Below are 26,888 nucleotides of genomic sequence, written 5' to 3' on the forward strand. Positions count from 1 at the left end.
CAGCCCTGCTGTCAGGCTAGCGTCTTTAGGCGCAGTTTGGCAACAGGGGGTTATACCCCAAGAGCAAACCACCCGTTGGACGGGTGGTCCTGATTAAGTTCACTATAATTGCTTAAGATTAAAAGGGTTGAAAATATTGGCTGTATCTCAGTAATTGAGGAAATGCCACTACTTGTATCACGTTAATAGCTGTGTTACAATTAAAGTAACTGTTTTTATGGTGAGATGTTATGCCCACATGGGTAGGAGGTGGAAAGAATGGATATTGCTTTGAAATTGCTGCTCGTGGTGTTTTCGATCGGTCTAATCACTGTAGTATTGCTGCAGCACGGGAAAAGCGCTGGTTTGGCGGGTGCCATCTCCGGTGGTGCGGAACATCTTTTCGGTAAAACGAAAGCGCGCGGACTGGATCTTTTCCTGCAACGTGCAACAGTTGTACTGGGTGCAGGATTCTTCATTTTGTCTATCATCGTTACGGTTGTCTCCAAGTAAGCTGGGGTGCCTTATGTAACGCGATAGTTTAAAGCAGAAACGCTTGAATGATTAACCTTCGTTTCGAGAAGAAACGGAGGTTTTTTAATAAATTCATCCATGACCAGTCTTTTCCAATGAACCACATGATTCTGATCTTCGATTTCTTCTCACTTCCGTTCGGTTACCTTCCTACATATTCGCCCTGTTCTGGGCCGATTCTTTTCTGTCTTTTCGAGAGCAAAACACATGTAGCATAAATGCTGTTATGATGCATGAAAGCGCGGTTATGCAAGGGGCCATGTATGCTTGGTTTATTTTGCAGGGTACGGATGCGCCGGATTGAATTCGTGTATACTAGGGTATGAGATAGTGAGGCCTGATTTAATTGGTTTTTCTATTTGTAAGGTTTCCGATACATAGAGAGATGAGACAAGATTACACTTTTATGTTTCCCGAGGTGAATATTAATGATAACAGAACAACAATTGCTCGACTTTATGCGGGATACCGCTTATAAACCGATGACTTATCAGGAGCTGGAACAGCACTTCGAGATTGAAGACGCGGCTGATTTCAAAGCCTTTTTAATTATGCTTAATACGTTGGAGGAATCCGGCAAAGTCCTGCTGACTCGCAATAACCGCTACGGCATGCCAGAACGTATGGATTTGGTGCGCGGACGTTTGCAGGCTCATGCAAAGGGGTTTGCTTTCCTCATCCCTGAGGATCGGGAACACCCGGATGTGTACATCCACGCCAATGATATGAAAAGCGCGATGAACGGAGATACGGTATTTGTTAAAGTGACTTCTCAAGGTCCTTCCGGTGGGCGCTTGGAGGGTGAGATTGTCCGTATTGTTACCCGTGCGGTCACGCAGGTGGTCGGTGTGTTCCAAAGCCACGAGGTATATGGCTTCGTTATTCCAGACGACAAGCGAATTAACCGGGATATCTTCATCCCGCGTACGAACTTTAATGGAGCTGTTGATGGGCAAAAAGTTGTTGCAAAAATCGTCAGCTATCCAGAGGGCCGGGCAGCAGCAGAAGGTGAAGTGATCGAGATTCTCGGTCATAAGGATGAGCCGGGTATTGATATTTTGTCCGTGATCCGTAAACATCAGCTGCCTGAAGCCTTCCCCGATGAAGTGGTGGAAGAAGCGGAAAAAGCACCGGATGCCATTACGGAAGAAGAAATTATTCAGCAAGGTCGCCGTGATCTGCGTGGACTTAATATCGTTACGATTGATGGCGAGGACGCGAAGGATCTCGATGACGCTGTCAATGTGGAGAAACTGCCTAACGGTAACTACCGTCTGGGCGTTCATATTGCCGATGTAGGCTATTATGTGCAGGAGAACTCCAAGCTGGACCAGGAAGCGTACAACCGCGGATGCAGCGTGTATCTGGTGGACCGTGTTATTCCGATGCTTCCGCAACGGTTGTCCAACGGGATCTGTAGTTTGAACCCGCAGGTAGACCGCTTGACCCTGTCTTGTGAGATGGAGTTCAACGACCAGATGAAGGTTGTGAAACACGACATTTTCACAAGTGTGATCAAGACCAAAGAGCGGATGACGTATTCCAACGTTCGTAAAATTCTTGAAGGTGAAGAGCCTGAATTGCTCGAGCGTTACAAGGATCTGGTGGATGATTTCCACTTGATGAAAGAGATTGCCTTGAAGCTTCGTGCGATGCGTATGCGCCGCGGTGCGGTTGACTTTGATTTTGAAGAATCCAAAATCATTGTGGATGAAGAATGCAAACCAGTCGATATCGTGAAACGGGAGCGTTCGATTGCGGAGCAAATCATTGAGGAATTCATGCTGGCAGCCAATGAAACGGTAGCAGAGCATTTCCACTGGTTGAAGGTTCCGTTCATTTATCGTGTGCATGAAGATCCAGATCAGGAAAAACTGCAAAATTTTCTTGCCTTTGCGGCGAATTTCGGACACCACGTCAAGGGACGTGGCAACGCGATTCATCCACGGGCGCTTCAATCCCTTCTTGAGGATATCAAAGAAACGAAAGAACAAACCGTTATTAGTACAATGATGCTGCGTTCCATGAAACAGGCGAAGTATGATTCTGAGATGTCTGGTCACTTTGGTCTGGCGGCAGAGTTCTACAGTCACTTCACATCACCGATCCGTCGTTATCCCGACCTCGTCATTCACCGTGTTATTCGGGAAGTGATTGAGAACAATGGGGCTTTGCCTGAGAACCGTCAGGAGTATTTGGCTGGACGTATGGCCGATATTGCGCAACAGTCTTCGGAACGTGAGCGTGTGGCGGTTGAAGCTGAGCGGGATACAGAGAAAATGAAGAAAGCCGAGTATATGCTTGATAAGGTCGGCGAAGAGTTCGAAGGCATGATCAGCAGTGTTACCAGCTTCGGTATGTTCATTGAACTGGAAAATACGGTAGAAGGCCTGATTCGCCTGAGTGCGCTCACAGATGACTATTACCATTTTGACGATCAACATATGGCTTTGATTGGCGAACGTACCTCTAAAGTCTTCCGCATCGGTGATGAGGTGAAGATTCGTGTAGCGCGTGTGAGCATGGAAGAGTACACGATTGACTTTGAAATGGTTGACATGAAACCTCGCGGCGAACGTCCAGGTGGCTTCAGTGGTGGACGTGGCGGTAAAGGTGGACGTCCTGCTGGTGGCGGAGGACGCGGCGGCGCGAAGAGTGGTTCCGGTGGATTCAGTGGCTCGCGTGGTAGTAAAGGCGCCCCAACGGGTGCTGGAGGCAGCCGTGGTGGCAGATCTGCCGATGAGAGCAGCAAAGGCGGACGTGGCGGTCGTAGCGGAGCTTCGAACACAGTAGGAAGCGCGGGTGGCAAAGGTGGCGGCAAACCGAGAGGTGAGCGTCGTGCTGGAGATGCCGGCGGATCAGCAGGCCGGAGCAAGGGAGGGGTAAGCTTTGGCTTTGGCTCGGGCAAAGGCGGTTATAGCTCTACAGCGGGTGGCCAGGAAGGCACTTCAGCTAGTGGACAAGGGAATGCTCTGAACAGCGGCAGCAGTCGTGGTGAAGGTAGCTTCAAATCCGGTAAAGGTGGCAAAGGCGGTAGTGGACGCAAAAACACCTCACCTAGCGGTGTGTTTATCGGAGAAGGAGCTACACCGGGCGGTGTTCAGGAAGGCGGAGCACCACGCCGTAAGCGGAAGAAGAGTAAAGGCGCACCTGCCAACGGAACGGCGGCTTTTGTACGGAAGAAGAAAAAGTAATCGCGTTTCGCTGAGCATGAAATGAGTGTAATGGGAAGGGGCGGCGCAGACCGCCTCTTTCTTGATTTTAACAGCGGTCCTTGCTACAATTAAGGTCTGGCATGTGGTACCTAGGAAATGTGTGGTGCGCTGCTGTAGAGCATGGTACCGGCTTATTTTACGGAGAAGGAGTGAGGACATGGGCAAGAATGATGGACAGAGTAAAGTGCTTGCACAGAATAAAAAGGCTTCCCATGACTACTTCATTGAAGATACGTATGAAGCGGGCATGGTGCTTACCGGAACGGAGATTAAATCTCTTCGTAACGGCCGTGCGAATATTGGAGATGCATTTGCCACGATTCGGAACGGTGAGATTCATATTCACAATATGCATATTAGTCCTTTTGAACAAGGGAATCGTCATAATCCAATTGATCCAACACGTACACGCAAACTGCTGATGCATAAAGTGCAGATTCACAAGCTGCTTGGGCTGTCGAAGCAGGATGGATACAGCATTGTACCACTGAAGATCTATATTCGTAACGGGTATGCGAAGCTATTGCTCGGACTGGGTAAAGGTAAGAAGCAGTATGATAAACGGGAGTCTGCTGCAAAACGCGATGCACAACGTGATATTCAACGGGTACTGCGCGAGAAGCAGAAAGTTGCTCGTTGATTGGGATTTGCGGATTGCTATGTGTTGATTTGCACATAGTATTTTAGTTAGTGATAAGAGGTTATGTTAGAAATTAGGATCTCAGGTTTTACCCGTAGTTGGGTGGAGCTTGGGATTTTTTGTTTTGATTAGAGGTCCCTTTTTAAGAGGCTGTCAGATTTTTGTGCCAGTTCTGATATGAGATACACCAGTTGTTGCCGCGTTCCCTATTTAATAAGATGTTAGTAGTGGCACCGGTGTAAACTTGTGAGGATTGCTGGAAAGAATCGTTGTTGTAGTAAGTTTGCTGATGGCTGCGTAGTTTGTTGGGATGGTGGGTAAAATAGTTAAGAAAAGCTGTTCATGCTCATGAATTGTCTGCACTTCGGTACTCAACTTTACTTCCCTTGAGGGACGCGGTATAATATGTAGACGCTTGAGCCTCATATGTGTGTTGGTTTTAATCATGCACAGTTGCTCAGCCTGTTGGAACGTCTTCCAGCAATCTATACTATATCGGTGATTGTTCCTGTGTTATTATGTTCTTGTAGCAGACAGGAATGCCGAGTTTGAAAGAAGCATCTTTTTACCTTGGAGGAAAAAGATGTGCAGCACCTTTGCTCCGTATTCACGGATTAATCCTGGAGCCCTTCTTATATGAGGGGGCGTTTATGGATTCGACGGGGATAGTTCGAGCATGGGTAGCGGGTAGTGGGGACGCGTCCACTTCATCAACGCTAAAGCCTATTAAACGGCAAACAACAAACAAACTACGCTTTCGCAGCCTAAGAAACTGTGTGCGTGCTTCTAACCTGCATCGCCCATGTGACAGGATTAGGGGCTAACAAGTAGTGGGATACGCTGTCACATCTCCGCCTGGGGTGTGCTGAAGAAGACAATCAGGCTGACCCAACGTATAGCCGGTTACGGGGCGATACTCGGGTGACATCAAAACTGTAACTACACCCGTAGAAGCTTATGTGTCGTTATCTTCGGACAGGGGTTCGACTCCCCTCGCCTCCAAGATGGTACTTAGCGACTAAGTACTATGTTGAAGGCGTTTAGAGAAAATCTCCAAGAAAAAAAGAATCAGACGATGATCATCTTAATGATGCTTCAGAGCCTGATTCTTTTTTTGCAATGAACGCCTACTCCTTTCGAAACTAGGGAGGAGAATAATTGTTGGGAGGAAGATGATGAAGAAAGAATTTGGGGAATACCTCTTTAAGGAGTTTCTACTTGAGTTAAATCTGTATCAGAAGTTATCTGTTGATGTTGAGTCATTTACTTCAATAACAACTAAAGATTTTCACGATTATGATGAGGAAAGCTATCTTGACGTTTATAAGACAATTTATTCCGGTAACTTTCAACATTTGATAGGCTTTTTCGAATGGAACGAAAAATTCTTCGAATACTGTCCTTATTGTGAGAGAGAAGTTTCCTTAGAGCCATCTCCAATAGAATTAGATCAAAAGCTTTCGGACAGAGTTTTGTATTCTATACGTGAGGATCAAATTGATTATTATGATGAAGATAACAAATACGCCCTTATTTCTATGTTAAATAGAATTGATGTTCTTATGAAAAAAAGTCAAAATCAAATCTTTATAAAAATTGTGAGATGTACTCACAATTTGGAGCATGAGTTTATGTTCTTTTACCAAATCAAACTAAAAGTAAAACAAGATAAATATAAGCTTGAATTTCAGAAGATCGGCCAAACCCCCTCAATGAGTGATTTTGCTGAGAGAAATATAAACGAGTACGAGAAAATAATGAAAGATTATAATTGTTTCGATGATTTTGTTATGGCTACTCACATGAATGGGAGTGGGGCTGGTGTTGCCGCGTATACATATTTAAGAAGGGTATTTGAAAAAGTAATATACCAGGTTTTTGCTGATAAGCAAGCTGTCTTGGAAATGTCGGATAAAGAATTCCGAGATAAGCACATGAATGAAAAAATTAATTTGCTTAAAGATAAACTTCCTGAGTTCTTGACCGATAATAACTCAAAAATTTATAAATTACTCAGCACAGGGATTCACGGACTGAGCGAAAAGCAAGCATCAGCAATGTTTCCGGTGTTACAATCAGCTATTTTAATTATTTTTAGACAAAAAAAAGCTAAAATTGATGAAGATATCGAGGAAAAAGAAACAAAGAATGCTCTTAGTAATTTCATGACTAAAATAAAGTCGTAGTTTGTACAAGTCTCTTTAGACGAGAGTGTGAATTGAAAAATTAAGAAAAAAGAATCAGACGGTGAGCATTTGAAGGATGCTCCACTTGTCTGATTCTTTTTTTATTACAATCTGACGGAACATGGATTGCACACGCAGCTTTTGCGTCTCAGGCTCGATCAGTACCCAGTTATCTTTCAAGTTGGCCATCATGTCTTTTATTTCCTCGGTTGACAGCTCGTTGATGTAATAATCTTCTTTTTCTTCGTACTGAGAAGTGATGGTCTTCATTCTGTCTTCTTCTTTATCGATCAGGTTTGCATAATCGCAGGCGACAGCTTCCCATCACCGAGGGCAAGCATCCAGTTCTTCCGACGTCGATTGGAAACCTCAATTTCTTTTTGCAGCATACGTTGATCACTCTTAGCCTGAGCGATCATTTTTTTGTCCTGAAGTTTTTTGTTGGTGATCTGCAGTCGCTCGAAGACGAGCTGCTGAAGGTGATGTTCTGAAATCCCTGGAGCATCACAAGTTTTATTTGAATACTGATTCCGGCAACGGTAACTCCTATATACGCGTTCAGTTCCATCTACGAGTGTCTGTCTTGACGCATTTCCAATGTAAGTTGCCCCACATGCCCCGCATTTAACAATTCCTCCATACGGATAATCATAACTATGTTTGCTCATGTGATTCTCTCCACGCCGCTCCATCATCTTACGTACCTTCAGGAAATCCTCCATAGAAATAATTGCATGATCCTTTTGGATTCTTCCCACAGTACCGGCTTGAAGTGATTATGACCGGTGTAAGTATGGTTCTGCAATACGATCCTTACATACTTGCTGTCCCATACCCCACCTTCTTTTCCACGACTGTGCCCATTCATATGTTTCGCTATGGACACAACCCCTTTGCCAGCAAGGTACAGCTGGAATACTTCTTTAATCAGTTTAGCTTCGTATTCATTTACTATCAGCTTACGCTCTCCATTAATCACTTCGATATCGTACCCGAGAGGAGCCTTGGACATATGCAGCCCGCCGTTTTCCATCTTCTTGGTGAGACCCTTTAAAGTTTCCTCTCGAAGGTTGTCCGAATAGATTTCAGCGAAAATTCCGTTAAAGTAAAGAAAAGCCTTTCCCATTGGGGATTGTGTATCGATTTCCTCGCTTCCCAGAGACGCTACAACGAACCGCTTATTAAGCTTGTTGATCAAGGCGATGAATTCGTACAGATCGCCCAGGTTCCGACTTAAACGATCGAGCTTATGCACCAAGACAGCTTCAAATTTACCAGCTTTCATATCCTCAATCAGTCTTTGAATACCTGGCCGTTTTTTAATTGTTCTACCACTGATTCCTGGATCGGAATAGACACGGTATAGCTCCATTCCTTTCTTCTCCAGCAGCTCCATAAGTAAATCATGCTGTGCTTCCATAGAGAAGCCTTCTTCATTCTGTCTGTCTGTACTTACTCGGATGTATAGTGCTGCTTTCATCTAACTCACTCCTTTTGGGAGTATATGTTCGGTTGTTGGCGGTATTGAATTGATCCAATAAAAGAACGGGCACAACGTCTAATTAAAGACGAAGAAGCCCGCAAAGCAGTCGAATACAGATACATCCAAGGCTACTCACGCAAGGAAACGATACTCTTCTTCAGGCGTTCCTTCAGTGATAGTACCATCAAACGTAAGATCGATGAGGGTATTGAGAGTGTTGGCAATACTTTGAAGCTTATCGGCTTTTTTGAGCAAGATGATGCAGAATTTTAAACACGAAAGGAGCGGGGATTTCCCTCGCTCCTTCTTCCATACTCTATATCCGAATGTGACCAAAGAAATAGCCAGCGTCAAAGGTTCGCACCCTGACCTGGCTATATCAATTCCTAACTTCATTAATGCCACCTTATGAAACAATGTCTTTCTCCAAACCCATGACAATTTTTTCTTCATTTAAATCTCTCCTTATATTGTTGTTTTTTCGGGAGCTTGTCTGTTCCCTATACATAGGGCAGTCGACAGACCCTTTAACAAGCTCCTACAACAAGGAAAGTGATTACGGGCGCTGTATTTATGCTATTTTGGCAACAAGTGAATTAAATGGACTTAATTCTTGTTTTTGTTAGTAAAACGTAGTATCAGAAAATTTGAACCTATAATGACCCGAAAGTGGAGAATTTTGAGACCATGTTGAACCCCACATGACCATTTTTCCGTGATACATTAGGAGCATAGAAAAAGGCGCGAATGAAACGCACGGCTGCACAATGCGGCACATGACCGGGGCGTTCCTCTTCTCGCCTTTTCATTTTTAAAGGAAAACTGAGTAATTTAAAGATACACTATGGAGTTATGTAGTTTTTTATCTTAGAACTTCATATGCTAGTTCTAGTCTTAAGGAGAGCTAACGAAGTAAGTTCGTCTGTCGCTGTATAGTTGATTTAAACTTAATGTATAACCTGTTAGAGTGGAGGTGAACATTATGAATCAATTTAAATGCGATAAATGCGGAGGTAATACAACTCTGGTATCGTTAAAAACGACGGTGGTTTCTGGTATTAGCCAAAGACATGAATTAAGAGAATGTACTGATTGTTTACGAAGAAAAGTAGTTAGGTTTTGATCTTAATTCGTAAGTCATGATTCATTGAAGAGTATCCCTGAGATGCTCTTTTTTGTTGTGCTCTTCTTCTAAACTCAGCTATGATTATTCAGAAGGAGATGGTCACATGACATTAGTGAGTTGGATAATTAATATGTTGGGAATAATTATTTCAGGAATAGGTTCTTGGTATGCGTATAGGGGAGCACCGAGAGATACAATTGGTTTTGAAAATAATTATTCTTTCCCATATACCCGAGAAGAATCAAATGAAATGTTCGAAAAGTACAAAGATCGTCAGCAGTCCTCTCAATTTGGATTTAAACTTTTGATTATCGGATTTGCATTACTGGCAGTTGCACAGCTATTTGTTTTTCCATCTAATTGAAATTAACGAGTAAAACAGAGGATGAGGAAGAAAATGATAAAGATTGGCGCAGTGAGTTGGAGTTTTGAAGTTGACGGCTCTTTCACATGATCAGTAAAATTGTCTTGTCCTTTCTCTCTTGTAACTTAGAACGTATGCATTTAAAGCAAAGAGCGTAGCGTTTTTGCGGCGACCGTTTCGGGCGCATGTTTTTAGGACGTAACACTAACATCATACATATCACATTAAAGTCGTTCCTTCACTAGATCGGCTTTTTTTATTGGAGGCATTGAAGTGATCAGCAGAAGACGGAAGAAGATACACATTCGTCCCAATAAGCAGCCTGAGAAATGCAAAGGATGTGTATGGGGCAGATGGGATGGAGTTATGCAGTTCTGTAGTAGACCTGTTTGTTCCAAAGAGGTAAAATATCCCTAGCACGTTGTCATAGTGTTAGGGGAGGTGTAGAAGGGAATGAGCGAGTCAATTGAAACGGCTGTAGAGACTATATTGACACCGTTAGACAAGGATATGACTCTGGAGACTTTAGTAAGAATCGCTAATATAGGGTTGTCCATAGGAATAATATTAACCGTTGGTGGTAGTCTTGTTACAGGAATCTTGGCTTCAGGCAAGGAATACATGGAAGCAACAGCGGAGATGTTCCAAGGGAAAGGTGAAGGAAGCGAACATTTTGTTGGGTTATTTGGTGACTTTGCCAAAACGTATTCAAAAGAAGAGCTAGATGATTATTCAGTTGAGTTTATTCATCTTAAAGAGGCTATCCTTATTCAAGGAAATAGTGAATATAAGGTAGGTCTCTGGCGAGGGAAAATTAATTCTGTCGATGGATATTCAATAGGTCGTTTGGAGAAGTCGGAGAAATAGGAAGTCGCCTTTCGGGCGGCTTTTTCTTTTGCTCTCGTTAGACAAAATGAGAGCCAAGCTAAGCCCGTTTCAGTGAGAACGTCGTTTGCAGGGATCAGTCCATTCAAGAGCGGAGAACAGCATCTGAGTGAGCATACGCGTGCATATGAAGCTGACCCAATCATTGAAACCAACTCAACACAAAGAAAGGGTAAGGAATTGATCCACAACATCACTTTTCAAGCTCTTATGCCGACATAATAGTATGAAGGGAGATGTCCAAAATGATTGAACAAGATGCTGAAAAATATTTGCAATGCATGGAAGAAATCAAAGCTCGAATCGGAGTTATAGAAACGCTTGGAATCCAAAATAGGGTCACGATTTATGAAATTGAATTCATTTACCTGCAGTTTAGAAAGATAGTCGAGCTCATAATGTTTTCTTCAATATCAGCAAATAAAGTTGAGTATAAGAAACAACATCGAAGATTCAAAACTCATTGGAATGCTAAAAGGATTTTAGAGAGTATGCATGAAATTAATCCAAACTTCTATCCCCAACCAAGTAGACAGGGATATGACAGTGAAAATCAAAGGACGGTAGATCCGATTTTAGATGGTTATCTCACGAAAGTTGATTTAGTTAGGTTAAATGATCAGTGTGGAGAAATATTACACGCTACGAATCCTTACAGTAGAGAAAAGAATTATAGAGCGTACTACGATGAAGTACGTTCATGGGTACATAAAATAGTGAATCTACTAACTCATCACCAAGTACAGTTAATAGATAGTGATTATCAGCTGTGGGTGGGTATGCAAGAAGAAATGTCTGGAAGAGCGTTTTATTCAATAAAGAGATTAGAAGGAACTACTTAATTAAGTGCCTGTTCCCATTTCTTATCTTACAGAACACAAATAAGGGCAAACCGTAATGGTCTGCCCTCTTTGCTTTAATTAGATTTCATTGCTTGGACTACTGCAGTCTTATACTTGTATCGTTCAGCCAAGACCCAGCAAATCCACGGTGTAACGGTCAACAGTGCCGTCATCATATGCGTTCACTCCTTACGTAATTTGATCACACTAATCATCGTTCTATGGGTGGAAATAGTTGTTAAAATAATTGGAGGTAGAGACATGAACATCAGAATCGTGCCAATCGATCAGATTAATGCAGCAGCCTACAACCCTCGCGTTGACCTTCAGCCAGGGAATGTTGAATATGAGAAGCTTCCCCGCTCGTGATCCCTTCATCGCCCGCCGGCAGTCGGTACAGCACGGCGGGTTTCTTGTATTCTCTTGAGTTCAGTTTCACTATCCCGTTTCAGCGATTTGAACTCACATTTCGATATAAGATGCGGATTCTTACATTGACGTTCTAGTGACAACGTATGATCGATAGCCTGATCCATTGTCATTTTGCCAACATTAACTCGGGTGACTACAGCGGCAATGAAACATGCTCGTGGTGTGGATTTGATCCAATAAAAGCGCATTTGCTTCACCTCACTTGACTGATTTCTTGGAGCCGAGCTTTTCTTTATTAGCCTTGATTTCACGACACGCTCTTTCGACTAATTCGCGGTCAAACACGCCTGTATCAATAGTGACCTTAGTCGTTATTGGCTGTTTAGGTGTGTTCATTAAATCGCTCCTTTCTCAGAATTGTTGAGACATAGCGGAGCGTGTGTTTTTTTGTTGTGCCTGAAGTGGTCAGAGGATCTTATTTGAAAGAGATGGGGGATAGGAAATTGGAGAACGTGGGGAAATGGGCTTTGGCCATGGGTAGCTGGTTAGTGTCTTATTTATTTGGGGGTTGGTCTGGAGTGTTGGGAGTACTGCTGGTGTTCGTGGTGCTTGATTATCTTACAGGTGTCGTGGCAGCCGGTTCTAATGGAGGATTGAAAAGTAAAATTGGCCTTATCGGGATTGCCCGTAAGGTCTTTATTTTTGCCATGGTCGCGGTTGGCCACTTGGTGGATGGCATCCTTGGTGATGGCCACTTATTCAGGGATACGGTGGCGTTTTTCTATATAGCGAATGAATTACTGTCCATTACCGAAAATGGCGGGAAAATGGGTGCGCCTATCCCGTCTGTGATCAAGCAAGCTATTGAAGTCCTGAAAGGCAAAGGCGGCAACGATAATGACAAAGGAGCTGGTAAAAATGTTTAAAGTGTGGATCGACGCAGGGCACGGAGGTAAGGACCCAGGAGCAGTAGCAAATGGCATCCAGGAGAAAGACGTTGTTCTGAAGGTGTCGCTTGGTATCAAGAACCGATTGGAAGAGGATTATGAGAACGTGCATGTGCTACTCTCCCGATCCACGGACGTATTCTTGGAGCTGAAAGAACGGACAAACAAGGCTAACGCTGCCGGTGCTGACATCCTGGTATCCATTCATTGCAACGCTGGCGGTGGTAAAGGTGGCTTTGAGTCTTTCAGGTATACCTCTGCTTCTGGAAACAGCATCAAGCTGCAGGACAAGCTACACAAGGCTATTATGGGCAAGCTTGGCGGCATAGATCGTGGACAGAAGGCACAGAACTTGCACATGGTTCGCTAATCCAAAATGCCGGCAGTGCTGACGGAAAATTTGTTTATTGATGTTGCTTCCGATGCGGGTCGTCTGAAGCAGGACAATGTGATTGATGCAATCATTGACGGCCACGTGCAGGGTATTGCTACATACCTGGGGTTGAAGATTAAAACGGTGAAGGAGGACAAGCCAGTGACACAGGAGAGAGACGTTAACGTGCCCAGCAAGTGGGCAGAAGCAGCATGGACAGAGGTTACAGCCAATGGTTATTTTGACGGAACACGTCCAGGGGCGCAGATCACGAGGGAAGAAACAGCGGTAGTCCTTAATCGGCTCAGGAAAAATTTCCTTGCCTTGAATGGAACGGCAAATGGCAATGTCATCGACCTGGACAAGCGTTTAAAACAGATCGAAGCAGAGGGATAAAATAAGAATTAAAATGGAATAATTGTGTTTAATTACAAATAAATATGAGTACAAAGAAGGAGTTGGTCAAGCTTATGAAGAATAAGACCCATACAAACCATTTAGGAGGTAGTATGCAAATGGCAGTTAACGATAAAATTGAAATTATTTCTAACAGCAATCCCGAAATTTATGGCGCAGTTGGTACAATTGTAGATATTAAGGATACTGATGATAGAAGAGATATCCGAGTGAAAACTGAGAGCGGATTGGATATCTGGATTGACGCCGATGATGCTGTTATTTACTAAAAAAGATAAAATGTGACAAATGATGCAGTGTGATGATACAATAGGCCTATCTACCGATGAGAGGAGATAGGCCTATTAATGCATATGGATTTCAGAGTTTATCAAGTCATTTTTTCTGGTGATTTAATTGGTAATGGAGAGCTTTTATTCGAATATCTGAAGGGGTTGTCAAAAATCCCAGGAGAATTTGGGTTTGAGTACTGCATTACTAGCGAGATTGACTACCAATCTAACATTATTTGTGGTTGTTTGTCTGAGGAGTATTCGCCAGATATTAATTCTGTAGACGATGAAAAAAACGTCTATGTCCCTGATGTTGCCCCTTATCTTAACACCTACTTTGCACTGGATCTGCAAGAACAAAGATTACTTGTTCAACATAGAGAATATCCTGCAACCAATCTTAACTGGGAGCAGTCTATGGCGAGACTCGCTTTTATGATTAGAGGCGGATTTGAGCAATTCTATGGTGTGGATTTTGATTACGTTATAACTAACAGAGATGTAAGTGATGACGAATTCATTGACGTGTTCAATGAAAACAGAATTACTTCACTTAGAGTTAAAATATTCGATCAAGGAAGAATGCTCAGTAGGGATGCGGAAATTTTTAATGACAGCGCTCTAAATGATGCTTGGATTCAAGGGTGGAACTCTGATGAGAGTGAAACTTATGAAATTGTTCTCAAGGCTCCCGGAAGAGGTGGCACGGGAGATTTGAGAGAATCTCCTATTGCTATCAGTTTAATTAATCTTCCCGTAAAGGAGATTTTAGAATTGAACTATTGGACTGAGGATGATGGGGCGGGTACTATGTCAAGGACTGACCTGAAGAAACTTAGAGTTCAGGGGCTTGACAGAAGGACTCAACCTATCACTGGTGTCGATCGTCTTTTAAGCGATTTACGTAACCGAAGACTTGAAATTAGAAACTTCATTGCATTCAGACTTTAATTTAATTCATTGGTAGAGCCCCTCACAAGCATTCACTTGTGAGGGTTTTTCTTATCTACTCAATTTGTACAGGCAATACTGATTTAATGACACATCTTCCGCAGCGGCCCTCTCCACCAATTGCCGGTGCAGACTCCGGGGTACCCTAAGATTAAACTTCCCGCTGTACTTATCTTCTCCGATCGGTTCAGGAATGTCGTCACCGTATTCCAGCTTTACTTCCAGGTATCACATATGAAAATGTAAAAATTTATTAATGGTTTCTGAGCAAAATGTGAAAATCATAAAACAACACCCCGTTTAAAAAACGGAGTGTTGTTATTACTAACGAGATACACACCTACTCGAATTATCTAAAGTATAGGGGTGAATACCGAAATGGATTCGAAATATAAGTGTTTCATCTCATCTTGTTGGATTTCTGGTGACATTTCCAAAAACCAACTTTCTTTCATAGATGCTTCTGTTAAAACTACTGAACGCCACAAGGATAATCCTATTTCAGAAAATTTATAAGCATAACCTAACTCTGAATCTTCATCACGGTCGTACGGAGAAATAGAATCGAGTCTTTCAACCAGTGCATCAGCTTTAGTATTGAACAGATTAATTTCTCCGATTAGACAGTTAAAATTATCTGCAACATCATAACCGATTTCGATAAAGTTAACTCTCCCTTCGGTGTCATATTCTGCTCGATAATCAAACATGTGCGGGGTGTTCTCCAATTCATTAGGTGTCATCCCAATTTTTATACTACCGATAGATTCTCCAGGTACGATTGCTAGCTTATCCATGTGACGTATATCCCCTTAATAAATTAATTAATTCCAAAGTATTTCTCTGAAAGATCAAGAACGACCAAAACTTCTTGATAATACTTACGCTGCAAATTAGCAAAATACCCATCAGGATCTTTAATTTTTGCGAACTCATCAAGCTCAAATTGTAACAATTCTTTGAATTTCTTGGCTTTCATTAGTGCAACTTCTTTATCTCTGAAAACAACAGACTCAGCGCGACTTCCCCAGTTTGGAGTTAAATAGTGATCATCGTACATCATTCGAATAGCTGGGAAATTTGTCGATAGGAAACCTGCTTTAGTCAGGGAGTTTGCAGCCACGAAATGATGTCTTTCTCCACCAAGTGCTGCTATGGAGTTGTATGGACCAGCTGTAAACAAGAAACGTTGATATTTAGGTTTTGCATCACTTTTATTAGTATACTTGTAAGTCTTAGAACCTTCAACTACCGTAATGTCATAAACAAAGTAGTCTGAGACGGCAGTTTGTGGGCTAGCAAATGTATATACTACTCCAGCTTTAACTTGTTGTCTTCCAAATCCAGAAGAACCAGCAGGACTAAAAGTTTTCTTACTCAAGTTATATTTAGTTATGGTTCCATTGATAGAATCTAGAGGGTTATTTCCAACATTCACTGCGGTAACAGTGAATGAAGCACTTGTTGTAATATAGTTAAGCATCCACACATTTGTCTCAACATTTGCTTGAAGTTGTGGCTGTGCCGACTTCTCTACAAGAATATGCTGTTCATATTCTTTGATTTGAGGAGTGGGTTTCTCCAGATTGTATTTACTTACAAGCTCGTTTATCCTAGCTTCGTCTAATACAATTGGTTCACCATTCATGTCTTCGCTATAAATTATGTTTGTGGTTTCTTCTTCAATACCGTTAAGTTTAAGAATCTCTTCATCAGACTGGTCATCATTCTTTATGTAATCAGTCATACCTTTCTCTTCAATAAGCGCTTGAATATCCGGGTGTTGATCGAGTTCGTCTGAAGTAAATGATTCAAGAACCGTGTCAGATTGGGGAACTATTTCAAGATCATTAGCGAATACGTTGGTACTGAAGATTGATGAAGCAATTAATATTGTTGCAAAAATAGATGCTAAGAATTTTTTCTGGAATTTCATGTTGTCCTCCTGAATGTTGGTTATTAATTAATACTATGAAAAAGCGTTTTAATTACTTTTATTAATCACTCCTTCCGATATTATGGAAATGCAGATAAATAACGCCTTTAATATGCTACATCATTAGGAATTACATGGAAATAGTTCTTTTTTCTTATATTTACTCATAAAAAATAAAAAAAATGTCGAATTAGATATATTAATTATTAACTAACTATTAATATTTTGATTTTTTATAAGCAAATTTTTCTATTGTATAAAGAACATGCGTTCAAATATAATACAAACAAACGTTCTTATTCGAAGGGGTGAGCATGTGAAATATTTAGGTTGTTTGGTTGAGATTATCTATGAGGACCAAAATAGGAAGATCACGAAACGCCGAATCCAGGTCAAGAGCATACGGTCGGGAATGATTAAAGCTGATGATCTATTGTCGGGGCAGCCGCGGACATTTCGCGAATCCGGTTTACTGGCATGCTATCCGATCAGAACGACAGCGTAGGGGGCTATCAAATGTTATCTGATTACGAACGTAAGATATTGAGGATCTTGTACAACTATAGTAGTGGTCGGCGGCGGTTGCCCACGATTCACGAGTTGACGGTTAAAACAGGTAAGGATGAGCCGGACGTGATGGCTGCCCTTGACGCTCTCATAACGTCCGACTACATACATTGGGAAGGTAAGCCAGATACAGCTAACATAGTGATCCTAGAGGGCTGGGAGCGGGAAGGTGAACATCCAAAGGTCGAACATGTCCCAACATCAACCAACAATACGCCTAACAAAACAAACTTGGACTATTGGACTCAATATTAAGGAGGGTTTACCCTGAGCAAGGGTAGAGTTTATGAAGGTTCAATTAGAAGGTACTATTACAGATTTCGGATTGGTAATGAAATTCTCCGATAAAATGGTTAAATTCAAAAGAATTTTAAACCAAAAAAAGGGATTTTTATCAGGCTAAAGAATATCATATTAAGAGACACAACTTAGACTAAAGGAGAAGATTTATGATCAAAGACAGAATTCCAATTTGGTTTTGGTGTATCTGGATAGTTGCTGCCATTATGTTAGTAATAAATCTGTTCGACACAAGCTCTAGTATAAACATGCTTGCACTAACTATCCTTAACGTTGCTAATGCGATCAGGATATGGAAGAAATATCGAAATTCGGCTATTTTATTTTTAATCATAGGTGTTCTTTGTGCAGTATTATTTATCAACTATCAATTTTAAATATTATGTTGAAGCGTGACCGTCATTTTTATATGGCGGTCTTTTTCTTTTAGAAACCAAAAGTACTGGAAGGATTATGAGCTCAGGATATGTTATTAATGATAGTGTAAGCTCTTATTGTTGGTGTGCAAACATTATGCATATAAGCGACCTCTTGGGTAGCCATATGTAAGGCAGTTGTCATTTTATAAATCCGATAGAATCGGTAAAGACCTCACTGGGGTAGATCTGGTGAATTTGAATAAATAATGTTTAACGTACCTAATCTTTTAGTTGAATTATGATAAGCATACGTTATTTTGGTGTGGGGTTATATAATATTTCCAAATACTATTATTTTTGTTAACAAATCATTCACAAAATTTAACAAAAATCTATTTAAAAATTGATATTTATATTTTAAAATACAAAATGTAACATAAATTAACTTTAGGAGGAATAATCTTGAATAAAAAGGTAAAGGTGTTGTCCGCCGCTTTATGTACTGCTATTGCTATTACTTCTTTAGCTCCAGCTGCATCAGCTTCAGCAGTAACTTCATCGCCGTCGATTGAACTTCCACAAGGAGATTTTAGTGTTAACAAAAGAGTTCTTACCTTAGGAAAAGATGAGTTATCAAAAAAAGTTTTTGATTCTGTCGAAGCAATCTCGCCTTACATAAACAAAGGCTCAGATAACTTATATCACTTGGATCCAGCTGCAAAAGATGTTGTTGGTGACGAAGTCTACAATCAGTTCGTAATTGGTGTAAATAATTTAAATGCTGCTATAAATGGGGAAGTTACGAGTAATAGTGGTCAAATCGTAACACCCAATGCTTTTAGTAACTCTTACTGGTGGGGCGTCGCAATTACCTTTGATAATGCAGAGACCAAAAGATTTGCTGAATCTCTTCAGACTACTTCATCTGTAGGCTCTTTTCTAGCTGCGATTGCTATTTTTATACCTGTAGCTAGAGTTGGTGCTCTTGTTGCAGAGCTTGAATCAATTGGGGCGAATTATTTAGCGAATCAATTTTTCAGTAAAAATGCTGGTAAAGGGGTTACATTAAATATCCACTGGGCACCCGTACCTTTGTATACTACAGTAACAACAAATGGCGGTTAAAATTATTAAATGAAGGGGGGACTTACATGGATATAGGCATAGGAACGGCTCTGACGACGACCTTACTCTTCATCTTAATAGCTATAATTGTTCTGATGTTAGTGTTGAAATTTGTTTTTAAATTAAATTCTAAAGGAATTATTAATGTAGGTGCAGTTATTGCGCTTATTATCGTCCTTTTTGATTTAATTCGAGGTGCTGTTATTGGTGTTATGAATCCAAATAGTGCATTAATTTATACAGCATCTTTTATTGTAGTTACTGGTTTACTAGTAACCAATAACAAGAAAGCAAAAAACTAAAAAGTAGAAAAAGACACTGCTGGCAGTGTCTTTTTTTGTTTGTATCTGAAAATCCAGTCCGAATCTTGTTTACTTGCAATTTAAGCGTGAAATATAAGTTGAAATTTAAGTACCAAATGGGGGGCGACGCCCCTCGCCTCCATTAGAGTAAGCAAAAGCCACCACCCAGTGATCTGGATGGTGGCTTTTCAGTTTATGATATAATAAACATAAATTTAGATTGGGGGACTCAAGATGTTTGAAAATCGTGAACAGCTCCAAGAAATTTTAAAAAAGGCGAATCAACATGCACGGAAACAAGCTAAAGAATCAGGTGCCTCTATTTATTATATAAAGAATAACAAACGCGTTCGTGAGGACGCTGAAGGCAATAAATTCGAAATTATATTTGATGCTACTGGGAAACGCCGGGAGTTTGAATATCATGAGTGAAATCAGACCAGTCATGACTGTGTTTGCTGGGACCAATGGAGCAGGGAAAAGTACTCTCAGCATGCAAATGAGAGAGTGGCTTGGTGAACTGGTTGATCCGGATCAAATTGCAAGAGAGTTGAAGCCAGAGAACCCGCGCAGTGCTGACCTGTCTGCTGGCAGGGAAGCTGTGAAAAGAATCCGATCTCTCATTAAAAGTGGTATAAAGTTTGCTATTGAAACGACATTGTCCGGATCATTTGTTTTAAAACATATGGAAATTGCAAAAGAACAGTTACGAAATTGTCGTATACTATATCGGCCTTGAGGATGTTCAAATGCATATAGATCGTGTTGAGCAAGGTGGACATTGGATTGCAGAAGAAGACATTCGTTATCGATATGGTCAGTCATTGAAGAACCTTAAACCGGCTCTAGCCATCGCAGATCAGGTCATCATCATTGATAATACATACGAACCTTTAATTGTTGCGGAAATCATGCAGGGTAATTTGATCTATTGTGTTGAGTCCATACCTGCGTGGACTAATCCTGTTCTTGTGGGTTACTGATACTCGGGTGACATCAAAACTGTGACTACACCCGTAGAAGCTTATGTGTCGTTATATTCGGACAGGGGTTCGACTCCCCTCAGAAAATTGAACCCTTCTCCATTCAAAACCACAACGGTTAAGGAGGGACAGGGTTCAGCTAGGTTGATTTAACCACTATAAGAGTACCGTCAGTTGCGTATAGATGACGCAACTGACAGTACTTTCGCTTTTTTGTAGTTGGTTGTAAGAGGGGAAAGTAGCGGAAAGTCAAATGGCATGTTAGAAGTGAGGCGACCTTCCCGCACATAACAGCATCACGAGATGATGAATCGTTGCTTCCTTAGCAGAGAGTTCTACTGCTAGAACCTTTGTTAGTTCTTGACGAATATTTGACGAAAATCCATATAATATTCTTGAAAGACTATTTCTAAACTACTTTAGGTTTGGGGCATAGTCCCTACATAATTATAATAATAGGATGGGGAACGTATGGAGGATCAATTTCACTTTACACCACAACTTTTAAATTACTTGCAATTGAAAAAGCTAGAAACAAATAGGGAGTTCTTTTCATTTTTAGCTGGGGCTAATGAGGAGGAATTGCTTCCTTTTATAAAACTAACTAAAGATAATCTTCATCCAAGATATACGTTCGAATTGGGTGAAAATCGCTTCTTTGATGAAAAGGTCATTATTGAAAATAGTATAGTAGATTGCGATACGCTCCATTTTTCTAATAATAGAGAAGTTACTCTCGTTAATTGTATATTTACTGGGAATGTATTTTTTTCAGAAAGAGCAAGAGGTTTCCTTAATTCTGTTTATATAGATAACTGCATATTCATGGGGAAACTTCAAGTCAATGGATGTAACGACTTGGAGAAATTTATTATATGCAAAACAAATGTCTATCAATTGAATTGCATTAATTCTAAAATAAAAACCATTGATATAACTTTTAGTAGAGTTTTCTTTACAAATATAGAAGAAAATCGAATAAATGAATTTTATACGAATGTAAATGAATTTAGTTATATGGGGATATTAGGGAATAATTTCACTAAAGTTGACTTTGATTTTGAACAATTTCAAGTTGAAAATCTAAATCGCTCAAAACAAAAGTTAAAAGAACATGTAGATGACTACAACCTCTTTCAATTAAATAATAAAACATCCAGAGATATACTCAACAGTAATAATAACGAGGAGGTCGTAGGTACAATTAATTTTCTGAGAAATCATACTAAGATATCTTCGAATAGATTTCGTTATAATGTTTTATTGTATTTAGAATCTGTAATCTACCAACCTAATTCAATATCAAAAATACTTATGAGAATTTTTGGGGGATTTATTAAGCCGAGTAGGTTTATTTGGTTAGCATTAGGAACATATTTATTTTTTGCTTTGATTTATACTCTTCCTTTTATGCAATTTACTAATTATGAAGGAGGACTAGATTTTTCTGAGGCGTTGTATTTTTCTGGCGTCACCTTCACTACCATAGGTTATGGGGATATTACTCCTAAAAGTTTTACAAGAGTTGCAGTAATAATTGAAGGGATTTGTGGGATCATTACATTAAGTGCCTATGTTGTATCATTGGTAAGAAGGTATATTGATTAGTTAGTTTATTTCACTTTTGTATTGCCGTTCTACAAGTTATTGTCGAAGTCAGGATTCCAAAGCCACCTCTCCAAACATCCTAAGCATAGCATCACGCGGCGTCGAATTGTGGTTTTGAACAGCCACGGTTCGCCTCCATTAGAGTAAGCAAAAGTCACCACCCAGTGATCTGGATGGTGACTTTTCATTTTATGATATAATCACTTAAAAAAAGGAGTAAGGCGTTGTATGGTTCGCAGAACTGACAGCATCCATCGTATGGGGCAAAGTACTATCCAGTTCAAGGTGAAAGCCAACGGACTTCATATTTTGGAATAACTATCCCCTGCATCCTTCTCAATCTTCTGAAAACATGATGACGAATTGAAGCCGACTTTGGCGGTCGCATCCTATTCCAATTGCATAATCTGATCTCTGGACTAGACCGGAGCATATAGTCATGGAATAATAGGGGAGAATGTAGACAGGCAGTTGCAGAGAGGGGTCATTGCTTTATGGTTAGTATCGCGTTGGTAGAGCAGGTATCTGTTAGGGAAAAGGTTGTGGCGTTCACGTTTGATGATGGGCCCCATCCGGTGTATACACATCAAGTGCTTGAGATATTCCGCCGTGCGAGTGGGCGGGCGACGTTTTTTATGATTGGCAAAGAGATGGAGGCTCACCCGGAGATTGCGGCGGAGGTGCACCGTGAAGGACATGAGATCGGAAACCATACGTACACGCATCCGGACCTGACAAAGCTGACGCTGAAGGCAGCCGGAGAGGAACTGCAACGTGCAGAAAGGCTTGTTCAAGAAATTACGGGGCAACCTACCCGCTGCTTCCGCCCGCCGTATTTTGGCGTAAACGATGACATTCTGTCTCTGGCGGCGGAGCGCGGATATCAAACGATTGGTGCGGTAAACGGTGATGCGAAGGATTGGGACAATCCCGGCGTTGAGCACATTCTAGAGCATACCCGGTCTGCGGTGAAACCCGGGAGCGTGTTAATATTCCATGACGGGTACGGGGATCGTTCCGAGACAGTGGAGGCGGTTCGAGTGCTGGTGGATGAACTCGTCGCGGAAGGGTACCGATTGGTCACGGTAAGTGAATTGTTGAGATTTTCTTTGTAATCGTTAAACAGAGTATTGTAGATTGGGCCCATCATTCATTGGAATGATAGGGTCCTCTTTCTTGTCCAGTATCCACCAGCCCCAGAAGTTTAATTATTGAACAATGGCTCCGTGCGAAGCAAATAGTTACCCCTTACCTCTGCGGCCCAATAAGCAAATACTTCTCTCCATTGAACACTGTTAAAGAAATCGTCTACGGATTGATTGTCGGAATCCCAGTCTACAAATATGTTGAGAGGTGTGATTCCTCCAGCCCAAATTCCATTACTGACGTCCGTTCCCTTCTCCCTCACTAATAAGATTGGAATGCCGAATTGAAAGGCCATGGCAGGCTCGATTTGAGAAAAGGTCGATCCTTCCCAGAACGGAGTGGTCGTTGGTGGCTCCCCTACATTGGATTCAAGAATTTGAACATAAAATCTGCGGAAGTTGATCGCGAGTAATCCATAGCTTGAAAAAACCAGGCGTCGTATATTCGTTAGAATGTTTTCCGGGTATTGTTCACTAACGGGCAATGTGCGGGGAAAGAGCAATGCATCCTCAATTTCCCTAATCAGACGGTTCAGAAATTGCTCTTGCAGGTCATTTACCGTGTTGGTTGTACTCAAAAATATAGGAATACGAAAAGCGCGGTCTACACATGCATCGATAGCGGATGTTGTGTCCTTTTCATTATGAATGGCCTTAGTTGGATTTAAGGAAGAGGTTCTTAAATTACCGCGGACGGGAGGAAGCTCCGTTACCATGCTTACGGGGGAAAGCTTTTTCATGGCAATAGGCTGAGTCTTAACTTTATTTTTTGGATTACTCAAGGTTCACATCTCCAATGCATGAGTCTGGTTTATATTTAGCCCAGTCTATGCGCATTAGCCCATTTGTGTGACGTGATACTCATGAGGGGGCAAGCACCCTTTACCCCATCAACCGATTACTGTATTATTTTTTATTTTTACTTCGTACTATATAAATTGAACTAAACATTTACACGATAACGGAGAGGACAGAAATAACCTGAAGAAGCGGAGCGTTCGCCTTTATAATCGGATTTTCCCCTTTAAATAAGGGATTCATAAAATCTGGGGATAACAGCGATCGGAAGGTTGTTCTGTCATCGGAGTGGCAAGTGTAAATATTCTTTAGTTCAAATTATATAGAATGTAATTTATAATAATAAGTTAATATAAACCGCGTCAGGAGGATACAATGGACTTTATCAAAAATCAACTAGACGGAACTGGCATGAGTGAACAAACCATTGGATATCTTTCGAATTTGATCATGGTGGTATTTATAGCTGTGGTCTCCATACTGGCCAATTATATAGCCAAAAAAATCGTACTGAAGATTATTATCCAAATCATCAACAACAATCGGTACACGTGGGATAAAATCATTGTGGAGAAAAAAGTGTTCCACAAGCTCTCGCATCTCGTACCGGCCATTATCATCTATTATTCAGCGTATATCTTCCCGTCCTATCAGGCTTTGATTGAAAAAGCAGCTTTAACTTATATGATCGTCATAACCATCACGGTATTAAATGCGCTGCTTAATGCTTTTGATACCATATATCGTTCCTATGAAGTCTCCAAGATCAGACCCATTAAGGGATACATTCAGGTCGCCAAAATCATTCTTTTCATCATTGGAGGCATTATCGTCATCTCGAGCCTGATTGGTCAGAATCCGTTGATTATTCTCAGTGGACTTGGCGCTTTATCAGCCGTTCTGATGCTTGTCTTCAAGGATTCCATATTGGGACTGGTGGCAGGTGTGCAATTATCATCGAATGATATGGTGCGTGTTGGTGACTGGATTGAAATGCCCAAATATAATGCTGACGGCGACGTCATAGATATTACATTAAACACGGTAAAGGTTATGAATTTCGATAAAACGATCACCATGATTCCAAGCTACGCGCTCATCTCGGATTCTTTCAAAAATTGGAGAGGCATGCAGGTATCCGGTGGCAGAAGGATTAAGCGAAGCGTCTATATCGATACAAGCAGCATCAGCTTTTGCACCAAGGAAATGATTGGGGAATTTCAGAAGATCCACTATCTTACGGACTATCTCGAGACAAAATTAAATGAAATTAACGAATACAATATAGAACATCATATTAATACGGAAAGTATTGTGAATGGTAGACAGCTTACGAATGTGGGTGTATTCCGAGAATATATCCATCAATATCTGAGGAATCATCCGAAAATTCATAAGGACATGACGTTGATTGTGAGACAGTTGGCGCCTGGAGATAACGGACTACCTCTTGAAATCTATGCATTCAGCAATGATATCACCTGGGGTGTGTATGAATCCGTTCAAGCGGATATTTTTGACCACATCTTCGCCGTTGCGCCGACCTTTGGCCTTCGTGCTTTCCAAAATCCAACGGGTCATGATATCGTGCAACTAAAAGAAAGCCCCCAATATTCGAGAGGATATTGAGATATGTTATTTAGCTGATTCAAAATGAATATGAACAGAGGAAGCACCGTAAAGGTGCTTTTTTTTGTTCAAAAAGTGACATATACACTATTTACAAAATTGGAAATAATTAATAGTATATTCATATGGGTATGATTTCCAGATTTTATTTTACACGTATTATCTTGAAGCTAGAAATAAAATGTCCCGCTTTGAAGATTGGAAAATTTAATGGAGGTGAATTTCGTGGCACGTGTATTAGTTGTAATGATGCCTGCAGAAGGGCATATCAATCCGACGCTCGGAATAATCAAGGAACTGATCGAGAACGGAGATGAAGTCGTCTACTGTTGTACGGAAAAATATCGGACGAAGATTGAAGCGTTAGGTGCACAATTTAAAGCATACTCCTTCAACGAGGCAAGCCTGCTCAACAACCCAGATATGAAGCCATTTGAAATCAAGCATCCTTATCAATTTTTATATATGGTTTTGAAAAAAATTATTCAACGCTTTATTCCGGATGTTCTGAATCTGATCGAAAATGAAACCTACGATTATTTAATTTTTGACTCCATAATAGGCTGGGGAGGACAAATTTTAGGTGAAAAGCTGGGTATACCAGCGGTATGCTCAACCACCACTTTTGTTTTTGTGGAGCCTCTCGGATCAGGTAATCAAAATCAACTGAAGGATGACGATGAGGAGGTCAAGGAGCTGTATAACGGCATCATTGAGATGTCCCAGCAACTAGCTTCTCAGTTCAATGTAGCTGTTCCTTCTCTAGCGGATCTTTCAGGGCACCCAGGACAACTGAAAATTGTTTATACAAGCCGTTATTTTCAACCCATGGGGGACAAGCTGGATGACAGCTTTGTGTTCACTGGCCCATCAATTACACCCCGCAAGGATGCACCATCCTTTGCAAAGGAATCTCTGCATGCCGTTTATAAACAGGCGGTTTATATTTCGATGGGAACCATTTTAAATAAGGATCTTGATTTTTATAAGCTGTGCTTTACGGCTTTTCGTGATTTGCCTGTGCAGTTTATATTGTCTTCAGGGAAGGATACTGATTTGGAGCCCATTGCGGATCTCATTCCTGAAAATTTCATCATCAGCCCCTATCTCCCACAATTGGAAGTGCTGCAGGGTGTAGATGCTTTTCTGACACATGCGGGCATGAACAGTACAAGCGAAGCTTTGTATTATAATGTACCCCTGGTCATGCTCCCGTTAACCTCGGATCAGCCGCGTGTAGCAGGCCGGGTGCAGGAGCTCGGAGCAGGGGTCATCGTGGATAAAAATAACCTTACACCCGACGTACTGAGAAACGCGGTATTAGAAGTGCTCGGCAATGCCTCCTACAAGGAACATGCTGAGGTTATTGGGAAAACGTTACGTGACGCTGGCGGGTACAAGCAGGCTGCTATCGCCATTCAGAACTTTATGGGCGAACGGTCGTTATCCGCCACACCCATCTCTTCGCTTGAATAAAGAGACGACTTTCCTCTATTAATATTAGACGAGAAAGCCACTACTCCATAAAACGGATTAGTGGCTCTTTCATT

General features: G+C 41.2%; 31 protein-coding genes and 1 other RNA gene. 23 read left to right on the top strand and 9 right to left on the bottom strand.

What is annotated here, in order from left to right; all coding sequences use genetic code 11:
- Nucleotides 1-258 precede the first annotated feature (258 nt).
- The 5 genes from secG to BMW94_RS24480 all read left to right on the top strand — a co-directional run bounded on the left by secG (nucleotide 259) and on the right by BMW94_RS24480 (nucleotide 6,554).
- Complete coding sequence (secG, locus tag BMW94_RS24460; RefSeq protein ID WP_024629498.1) at nucleotides 259-492, top strand: preprotein translocase subunit SecG; 234 nt, start codon at nucleotides 259-261, stop codon at nucleotides 490-492.
- Between the two features lie 449 nt (nucleotides 493-941).
- A complete protein-coding gene (gene rnr, locus BMW94_RS24465) occupies nucleotides 942-3,707 on the top strand; it encodes a ribonuclease R (RefSeq protein ID WP_091001420.1) in 2,766 nt (921 codons plus the stop codon).
- A 178-nt stretch (nucleotides 3,708-3,885) separates the two neighbouring features.
- Entirely contained in the window at nucleotides 3,886-4,368 is a 483-nt protein-coding gene (gene smpB, locus BMW94_RS24470) for an SsrA-binding protein SmpB (protein ID WP_024629496.1), read from the top strand.
- 640 nt (nucleotides 4,369-5,008) lie between these two features.
- Nucleotides 5,009-5,371, top strand: a transfer-messenger RNA (tmRNA) gene (ssrA, locus tag BMW94_RS24475).
- A 169-nt stretch (nucleotides 5,372-5,540) separates the two neighbouring features.
- Nucleotides 5,541-6,554: a hypothetical protein gene (locus BMW94_RS24480; protein ID WP_175480837.1), complete on the top strand. Its 1,014-nt coding sequence runs from the start codon at nucleotides 5,541-5,543 to the stop codon at nucleotides 6,552-6,554.
- A 54-nt stretch (nucleotides 6,555-6,608) separates the two neighbouring features.
- Here BMW94_RS24480 and BMW94_RS24485 read toward each other — a convergent pair whose 3' ends face one another.
- The 4 genes from BMW94_RS24485 to BMW94_RS30660 all read right to left on the bottom strand — a co-directional run bounded on the left by BMW94_RS24485 (nucleotide 6,609) and on the right by BMW94_RS30660 (nucleotide 8,490).
- A complete protein-coding gene (locus BMW94_RS24485) occupies nucleotides 6,609-6,824 on the bottom strand; it encodes a hypothetical protein (protein WP_091001422.1) in 216 nt (71 codons plus the stop codon).
- Between the two features lie 20 nt (nucleotides 6,825-6,844).
- Nucleotides 6,845-7,222: a recombinase zinc ribbon domain-containing protein gene (locus BMW94_RS24490; RefSeq protein WP_175480838.1), complete on the bottom strand. Its 378-nt coding sequence runs from the start codon at nucleotides 7,220-7,222 to the stop codon at nucleotides 6,845-6,847.
- 38 nt (nucleotides 7,223-7,260) lie between these two features.
- Nucleotides 7,261-8,034, bottom strand: coding sequence for a recombinase family protein (locus BMW94_RS24495; RefSeq protein WP_091001424.1), 774 nt, complete (start codon nucleotides 8,032-8,034; stop codon nucleotides 7,261-7,263).
- Nucleotides 8,035-8,169: 135 nt separating this feature from the next.
- On the bottom strand, nucleotides 8,170-8,490 hold the full coding sequence (locus tag BMW94_RS30660) for a hypothetical protein (RefSeq protein WP_175480839.1): 321 nt from the start codon (nucleotides 8,488-8,490) through the stop codon (nucleotides 8,170-8,172).
- A gap of 776 nt (nucleotides 8,491-9,266) precedes the next feature.
- Here BMW94_RS30660 and BMW94_RS24505 point away from each other — a divergent pair.
- The 3 genes from BMW94_RS24505 (at nucleotide 9,267) to BMW94_RS24515 (ending at nucleotide 11,254) form a co-directional block, all read left to right on the top strand.
- Nucleotides 9,267-9,527 carry a hypothetical protein gene (locus BMW94_RS24505; RefSeq protein ID WP_091001425.1) on the top strand — a complete coding sequence of 87 codons (261 nt, stop codon included), beginning with the start codon at nucleotides 9,267-9,269 and terminating at the stop codon, nucleotides 9,525-9,527.
- A 453-nt stretch (nucleotides 9,528-9,980) separates the two neighbouring features.
- On the top strand, nucleotides 9,981-10,394 hold the full coding sequence (gene gvpU / locus BMW94_RS24510) for a gas vesicle accessory protein GvpU (protein WP_091001426.1): 414 nt from the start codon (nucleotides 9,981-9,983) through the stop codon (nucleotides 10,392-10,394).
- 263 nt (nucleotides 10,395-10,657) lie between these two features.
- Nucleotides 10,658-11,254 carry a hypothetical protein gene (locus BMW94_RS24515; protein WP_091001427.1) on the top strand — a complete coding sequence of 199 codons (597 nt, stop codon included), beginning with the start codon at nucleotides 10,658-10,660 and terminating at the stop codon, nucleotides 11,252-11,254.
- A 630-nt stretch (nucleotides 11,255-11,884) separates the two neighbouring features.
- Here the strand turns inward: BMW94_RS24515 and BMW94_RS30665 are convergent.
- Nucleotides 11,885-12,022 (bottom strand): hypothetical protein, encoded by a 138-nt coding sequence (locus BMW94_RS30665; RefSeq protein ID WP_175480840.1) that lies wholly within the window; start codon nucleotides 12,020-12,022, stop codon nucleotides 11,885-11,887.
- A 137-nt stretch (nucleotides 12,023-12,159) separates the two neighbouring features.
- Here BMW94_RS30665 and BMW94_RS24530 point away from each other — a divergent pair, with 137 nt between their 5' ends.
- From BMW94_RS24530 to BMW94_RS24540, 5 genes are all read left to right on the top strand, one after another.
- Nucleotides 12,160-12,552: a phage holin family protein gene (locus tag BMW94_RS24530; protein ID WP_254790357.1), complete on the top strand. Its 393-nt coding sequence runs from the start codon at nucleotides 12,160-12,162 to the stop codon at nucleotides 12,550-12,552.
- Nucleotides 12,545-12,943, top strand: a complete 399-nt coding sequence (locus tag BMW94_RS31385) for an N-acetylmuramoyl-L-alanine amidase (protein ID WP_368086943.1) — start codon at nucleotides 12,545-12,547, stop codon at nucleotides 12,941-12,943. The genes BMW94_RS24530 and BMW94_RS31385 overlap by 8 nt, the downstream gene beginning before the upstream one ends.
- Before the next feature lie 6 nt (nucleotides 12,944-12,949).
- A complete protein-coding gene (locus tag BMW94_RS31390; RefSeq protein ID WP_368086944.1) occupies nucleotides 12,950-13,342 on the top strand; it encodes an N-acetylmuramoyl-L-alanine amidase CwlD in 393 nt (130 codons plus the stop codon).
- 119 nt (nucleotides 13,343-13,461) lie between these two features.
- Nucleotides 13,462-13,632: a hypothetical protein gene (locus BMW94_RS30670; protein WP_175480841.1), complete on the top strand. Its 171-nt coding sequence runs from the start codon at nucleotides 13,462-13,464 to the stop codon at nucleotides 13,630-13,632.
- 78 nt (nucleotides 13,633-13,710) lie between these two features.
- Nucleotides 13,711-14,586, top strand: coding sequence for a hypothetical protein (locus BMW94_RS24540; RefSeq protein WP_091001429.1), 876 nt, complete (start codon nucleotides 13,711-13,713; stop codon nucleotides 14,584-14,586).
- Between the two features lie 51 nt (nucleotides 14,587-14,637).
- Here BMW94_RS24540 and BMW94_RS31175 read toward each other — a convergent pair whose 3' ends face one another.
- The 3 genes from BMW94_RS31175 to BMW94_RS24555 form a co-directional block, all read right to left on the bottom strand.
- Nucleotides 14,638-14,811, bottom strand: coding sequence for a toxin-antitoxin system HicB family antitoxin (locus BMW94_RS31175; RefSeq protein ID WP_091001498.1), 174 nt, complete (start codon nucleotides 14,809-14,811; stop codon nucleotides 14,638-14,640).
- A 128-nt stretch (nucleotides 14,812-14,939) separates the two neighbouring features.
- Nucleotides 14,940-15,383, bottom strand: coding sequence for a hypothetical protein (locus BMW94_RS24550; protein ID WP_175480842.1), 444 nt, complete (start codon nucleotides 15,381-15,383; stop codon nucleotides 14,940-14,942).
- 23 nt (nucleotides 15,384-15,406) lie between these two features.
- Nucleotides 15,407-16,522 (bottom strand): hypothetical protein, encoded by a 1,116-nt coding sequence (locus BMW94_RS24555; RefSeq protein WP_091001431.1) that lies wholly within the window; start codon nucleotides 16,520-16,522, stop codon nucleotides 15,407-15,409.
- A gap of 552 nt (nucleotides 16,523-17,074) precedes the next feature.
- On the opposite strand from BMW94_RS24555, the gene BMW94_RS24560 reads away from it, so the two are divergent.
- From BMW94_RS24560 to BMW94_RS24595, 8 genes are all read left to right on the top strand, one after another.
- On the top strand, nucleotides 17,075-17,344 hold the full coding sequence (locus BMW94_RS24560) for a hypothetical protein (RefSeq protein WP_175480843.1): 270 nt from the start codon (nucleotides 17,075-17,077) through the stop codon (nucleotides 17,342-17,344).
- 866 nt (nucleotides 17,345-18,210) lie between these two features.
- Entirely contained in the window at nucleotides 18,211-18,873 is a 663-nt protein-coding gene (locus BMW94_RS24570) for a hypothetical protein (protein WP_091001433.1), read from the top strand.
- Nucleotides 18,874-18,899: 26 nt separating this feature from the next.
- Nucleotides 18,900-19,175 carry a hypothetical protein gene (locus BMW94_RS24575; RefSeq protein ID WP_091001434.1) on the top strand — a complete coding sequence of 92 codons (276 nt, stop codon included), beginning with the start codon at nucleotides 18,900-18,902 and terminating at the stop codon, nucleotides 19,173-19,175.
- Nucleotides 19,176-19,409: 234 nt separating this feature from the next.
- Nucleotides 19,410-19,607 (top strand): hypothetical protein, encoded by a 198-nt coding sequence (locus BMW94_RS24580; RefSeq protein WP_091001435.1) that lies wholly within the window; start codon nucleotides 19,410-19,412, stop codon nucleotides 19,605-19,607.
- Nucleotides 19,600-19,914 carry a hypothetical protein gene (locus BMW94_RS31015; protein ID WP_254790351.1) on the top strand — a complete coding sequence of 105 codons (315 nt, stop codon included), beginning with the start codon at nucleotides 19,600-19,602 and terminating at the stop codon, nucleotides 19,912-19,914. The genes BMW94_RS24580 and BMW94_RS31015 overlap by 8 nt, the downstream gene beginning before the upstream one ends.
- A 10-nt stretch (nucleotides 19,915-19,924) precedes the next feature.
- Entirely contained in the window at nucleotides 19,925-20,158 is a 234-nt protein-coding gene (locus tag BMW94_RS31020) for a hypothetical protein (RefSeq protein ID WP_254790352.1), read from the top strand.
- A 471-nt stretch (nucleotides 20,159-20,629) separates the two neighbouring features.
- Nucleotides 20,630-21,766 carry a potassium channel family protein gene (locus tag BMW94_RS24590; protein WP_091001436.1) on the top strand — a complete coding sequence of 379 codons (1,137 nt, stop codon included), beginning with the start codon at nucleotides 20,630-20,632 and terminating at the stop codon, nucleotides 21,764-21,766.
- Between the two features lie 494 nt (nucleotides 21,767-22,260).
- Entirely contained in the window at nucleotides 22,261-22,881 is a 621-nt protein-coding gene (locus BMW94_RS24595; protein ID WP_091001437.1) for a polysaccharide deacetylase family protein, read from the top strand.
- 89 nt (nucleotides 22,882-22,970) lie between these two features.
- On the opposite strand, the gene BMW94_RS24600 is transcribed toward BMW94_RS24595, so the two are convergent.
- Nucleotides 22,971-23,693, bottom strand: a complete 723-nt coding sequence (locus BMW94_RS24600; protein ID WP_091001438.1) for a hypothetical protein — start codon at nucleotides 23,691-23,693, stop codon at nucleotides 22,971-22,973.
- 391 nt (nucleotides 23,694-24,084) lie between these two features.
- Between BMW94_RS24600 and BMW94_RS24605 the strand changes: the two genes are divergently transcribed.
- Both BMW94_RS24605 and BMW94_RS24610 read left to right on the top strand, forming a co-directional pair.
- Nucleotides 24,085-25,338 (top strand): mechanosensitive ion channel family protein, encoded by a 1,254-nt coding sequence (locus BMW94_RS24605; protein WP_091001439.1) that lies wholly within the window; start codon nucleotides 24,085-24,087, stop codon nucleotides 25,336-25,338.
- Between the two features lie 225 nt (nucleotides 25,339-25,563).
- On the top strand, nucleotides 25,564-26,814 hold the full coding sequence (locus tag BMW94_RS24610) for a macrolide family glycosyltransferase (protein WP_091001440.1): 1,251 nt from the start codon (nucleotides 25,564-25,566) through the stop codon (nucleotides 26,812-26,814).
- Nucleotides 26,815-26,888: the final 74 nt, after the last annotated feature.

Origin of the sequence: Paenibacillus sp. OK003, assembly GCF_900109515.1 — a bacterium.
Classification (GTDB): domain Bacteria; phylum Bacillota; class Bacilli; order Paenibacillales; family Paenibacillaceae; genus Paenibacillus; species Paenibacillus marchantiae.

Coding starts and splice junctions, on each gene's coding strand:
- BMW94_RS24580 (WP_091001435.1), top strand. CDS start 19,410: ATGTTTGAAAATCGTGAACAGCTCCAAGAAATTTTAAAAAAGGCGAAT.
- BMW94_RS24505 (WP_091001425.1), top strand. CDS start 9,267: ATGACATTAGTGAGTTGGATAATTAATATGTTGGGAATAATTATTTCA.
- BMW94_RS24515 (WP_091001427.1), top strand. CDS start 10,658: ATGATTGAACAAGATGCTGAAAAATATTTGCAATGCATGGAAGAAATC.
- BMW94_RS24590 (WP_091001436.1), top strand. CDS start 20,630: ATGGAGGATCAATTTCACTTTACACCACAACTTTTAAATTACTTGCAA.
- secG (WP_024629498.1), top strand. CDS start 259: ATGGATATTGCTTTGAAATTGCTGCTCGTGGTGTTTTCGATCGGTCTA.
- BMW94_RS24555 (WP_091001431.1), bottom strand. CDS start 16,522: ATGAAATTCCAGAAAAAATTCTTAGCATCTATTTTTGCAACAATATTA.
- BMW94_RS30670 (WP_175480841.1), top strand. CDS start 13,462: ATGGCAGTTAACGATAAAATTGAAATTATTTCTAACAGCAATCCCGAA.
- BMW94_RS31385 (WP_368086943.1), top strand. CDS start 12,545: ATGTTTAAAGTGTGGATCGACGCAGGGCACGGAGGTAAGGACCCAGGA.
- BMW94_RS24480 (WP_175480837.1), top strand. CDS start 5,541: ATGATGAAGAAAGAATTTGGGGAATACCTCTTTAAGGAGTTTCTACTT.
- BMW94_RS24495 (WP_091001424.1), bottom strand. CDS start 8,034: ATGAAAGCAGCACTATACATCCGAGTAAGTACAGACAGACAGAATGAA.
- gvpU (WP_091001426.1), top strand. CDS start 9,981: ATGAGCGAGTCAATTGAAACGGCTGTAGAGACTATATTGACACCGTTA.
- BMW94_RS30660 (WP_175480839.1), bottom strand. CDS start 8,490: ATGAAGAAAAAATTGTCATGGGTTTGGAGAAAGACATTGTTTCATAAG.
- rnr (WP_091001420.1), top strand. CDS start 942: ATGATAACAGAACAACAATTGCTCGACTTTATGCGGGATACCGCTTAT.
- BMW94_RS24540 (WP_091001429.1), top strand. CDS start 13,711: ATGCATATGGATTTCAGAGTTTATCAAGTCATTTTTTCTGGTGATTTA.
- BMW94_RS31390 (WP_368086944.1), top strand. CDS start 12,950: ATGCCGGCAGTGCTGACGGAAAATTTGTTTATTGATGTTGCTTCCGAT.
- BMW94_RS31015 (WP_254790351.1), top strand. CDS start 19,600: ATGAGTGAAATCAGACCAGTCATGACTGTGTTTGCTGGGACCAATGGA.
- BMW94_RS24530 (WP_254790357.1), top strand. CDS start 12,160: ATGGGTAGCTGGTTAGTGTCTTATTTATTTGGGGGTTGGTCTGGAGTG.
- BMW94_RS31020 (WP_254790352.1), top strand. CDS start 19,925: ATGCATATAGATCGTGTTGAGCAAGGTGGACATTGGATTGCAGAAGAA.
- smpB (WP_024629496.1), top strand. CDS start 3,886: ATGGGCAAGAATGATGGACAGAGTAAAGTGCTTGCACAGAATAAAAAG.
- BMW94_RS24595 (WP_091001437.1), top strand. CDS start 22,261: ATGGTTAGTATCGCGTTGGTAGAGCAGGTATCTGTTAGGGAAAAGGTT.
- BMW94_RS24550 (WP_175480842.1), bottom strand. CDS start 15,383: ATGGATAAGCTAGCAATCGTACCTGGAGAATCTATCGGTAGTATAAAA.
- BMW94_RS24490 (WP_175480838.1), bottom strand. CDS start 7,222: ATGAGCAAACATAGTTATGATTATCCGTATGGAGGAATTGTTAAATGC.
- BMW94_RS24605 (WP_091001439.1), top strand. CDS start 24,085: ATGGACTTTATCAAAAATCAACTAGACGGAACTGGCATGAGTGAACAA.
- BMW94_RS24485 (WP_091001422.1), bottom strand. CDS start 6,824: ATGAAGACCATCACTTCTCAGTACGAAGAAAAAGAAGATTATTACATC.
- BMW94_RS24575 (WP_091001434.1), top strand. CDS start 18,900: ATGGATATAGGCATAGGAACGGCTCTGACGACGACCTTACTCTTCATC.
- BMW94_RS30665 (WP_175480840.1), bottom strand. CDS start 12,022: ATGAACACACCTAAACAGCCAATAACGACTAAGGTCACTATTGATACA.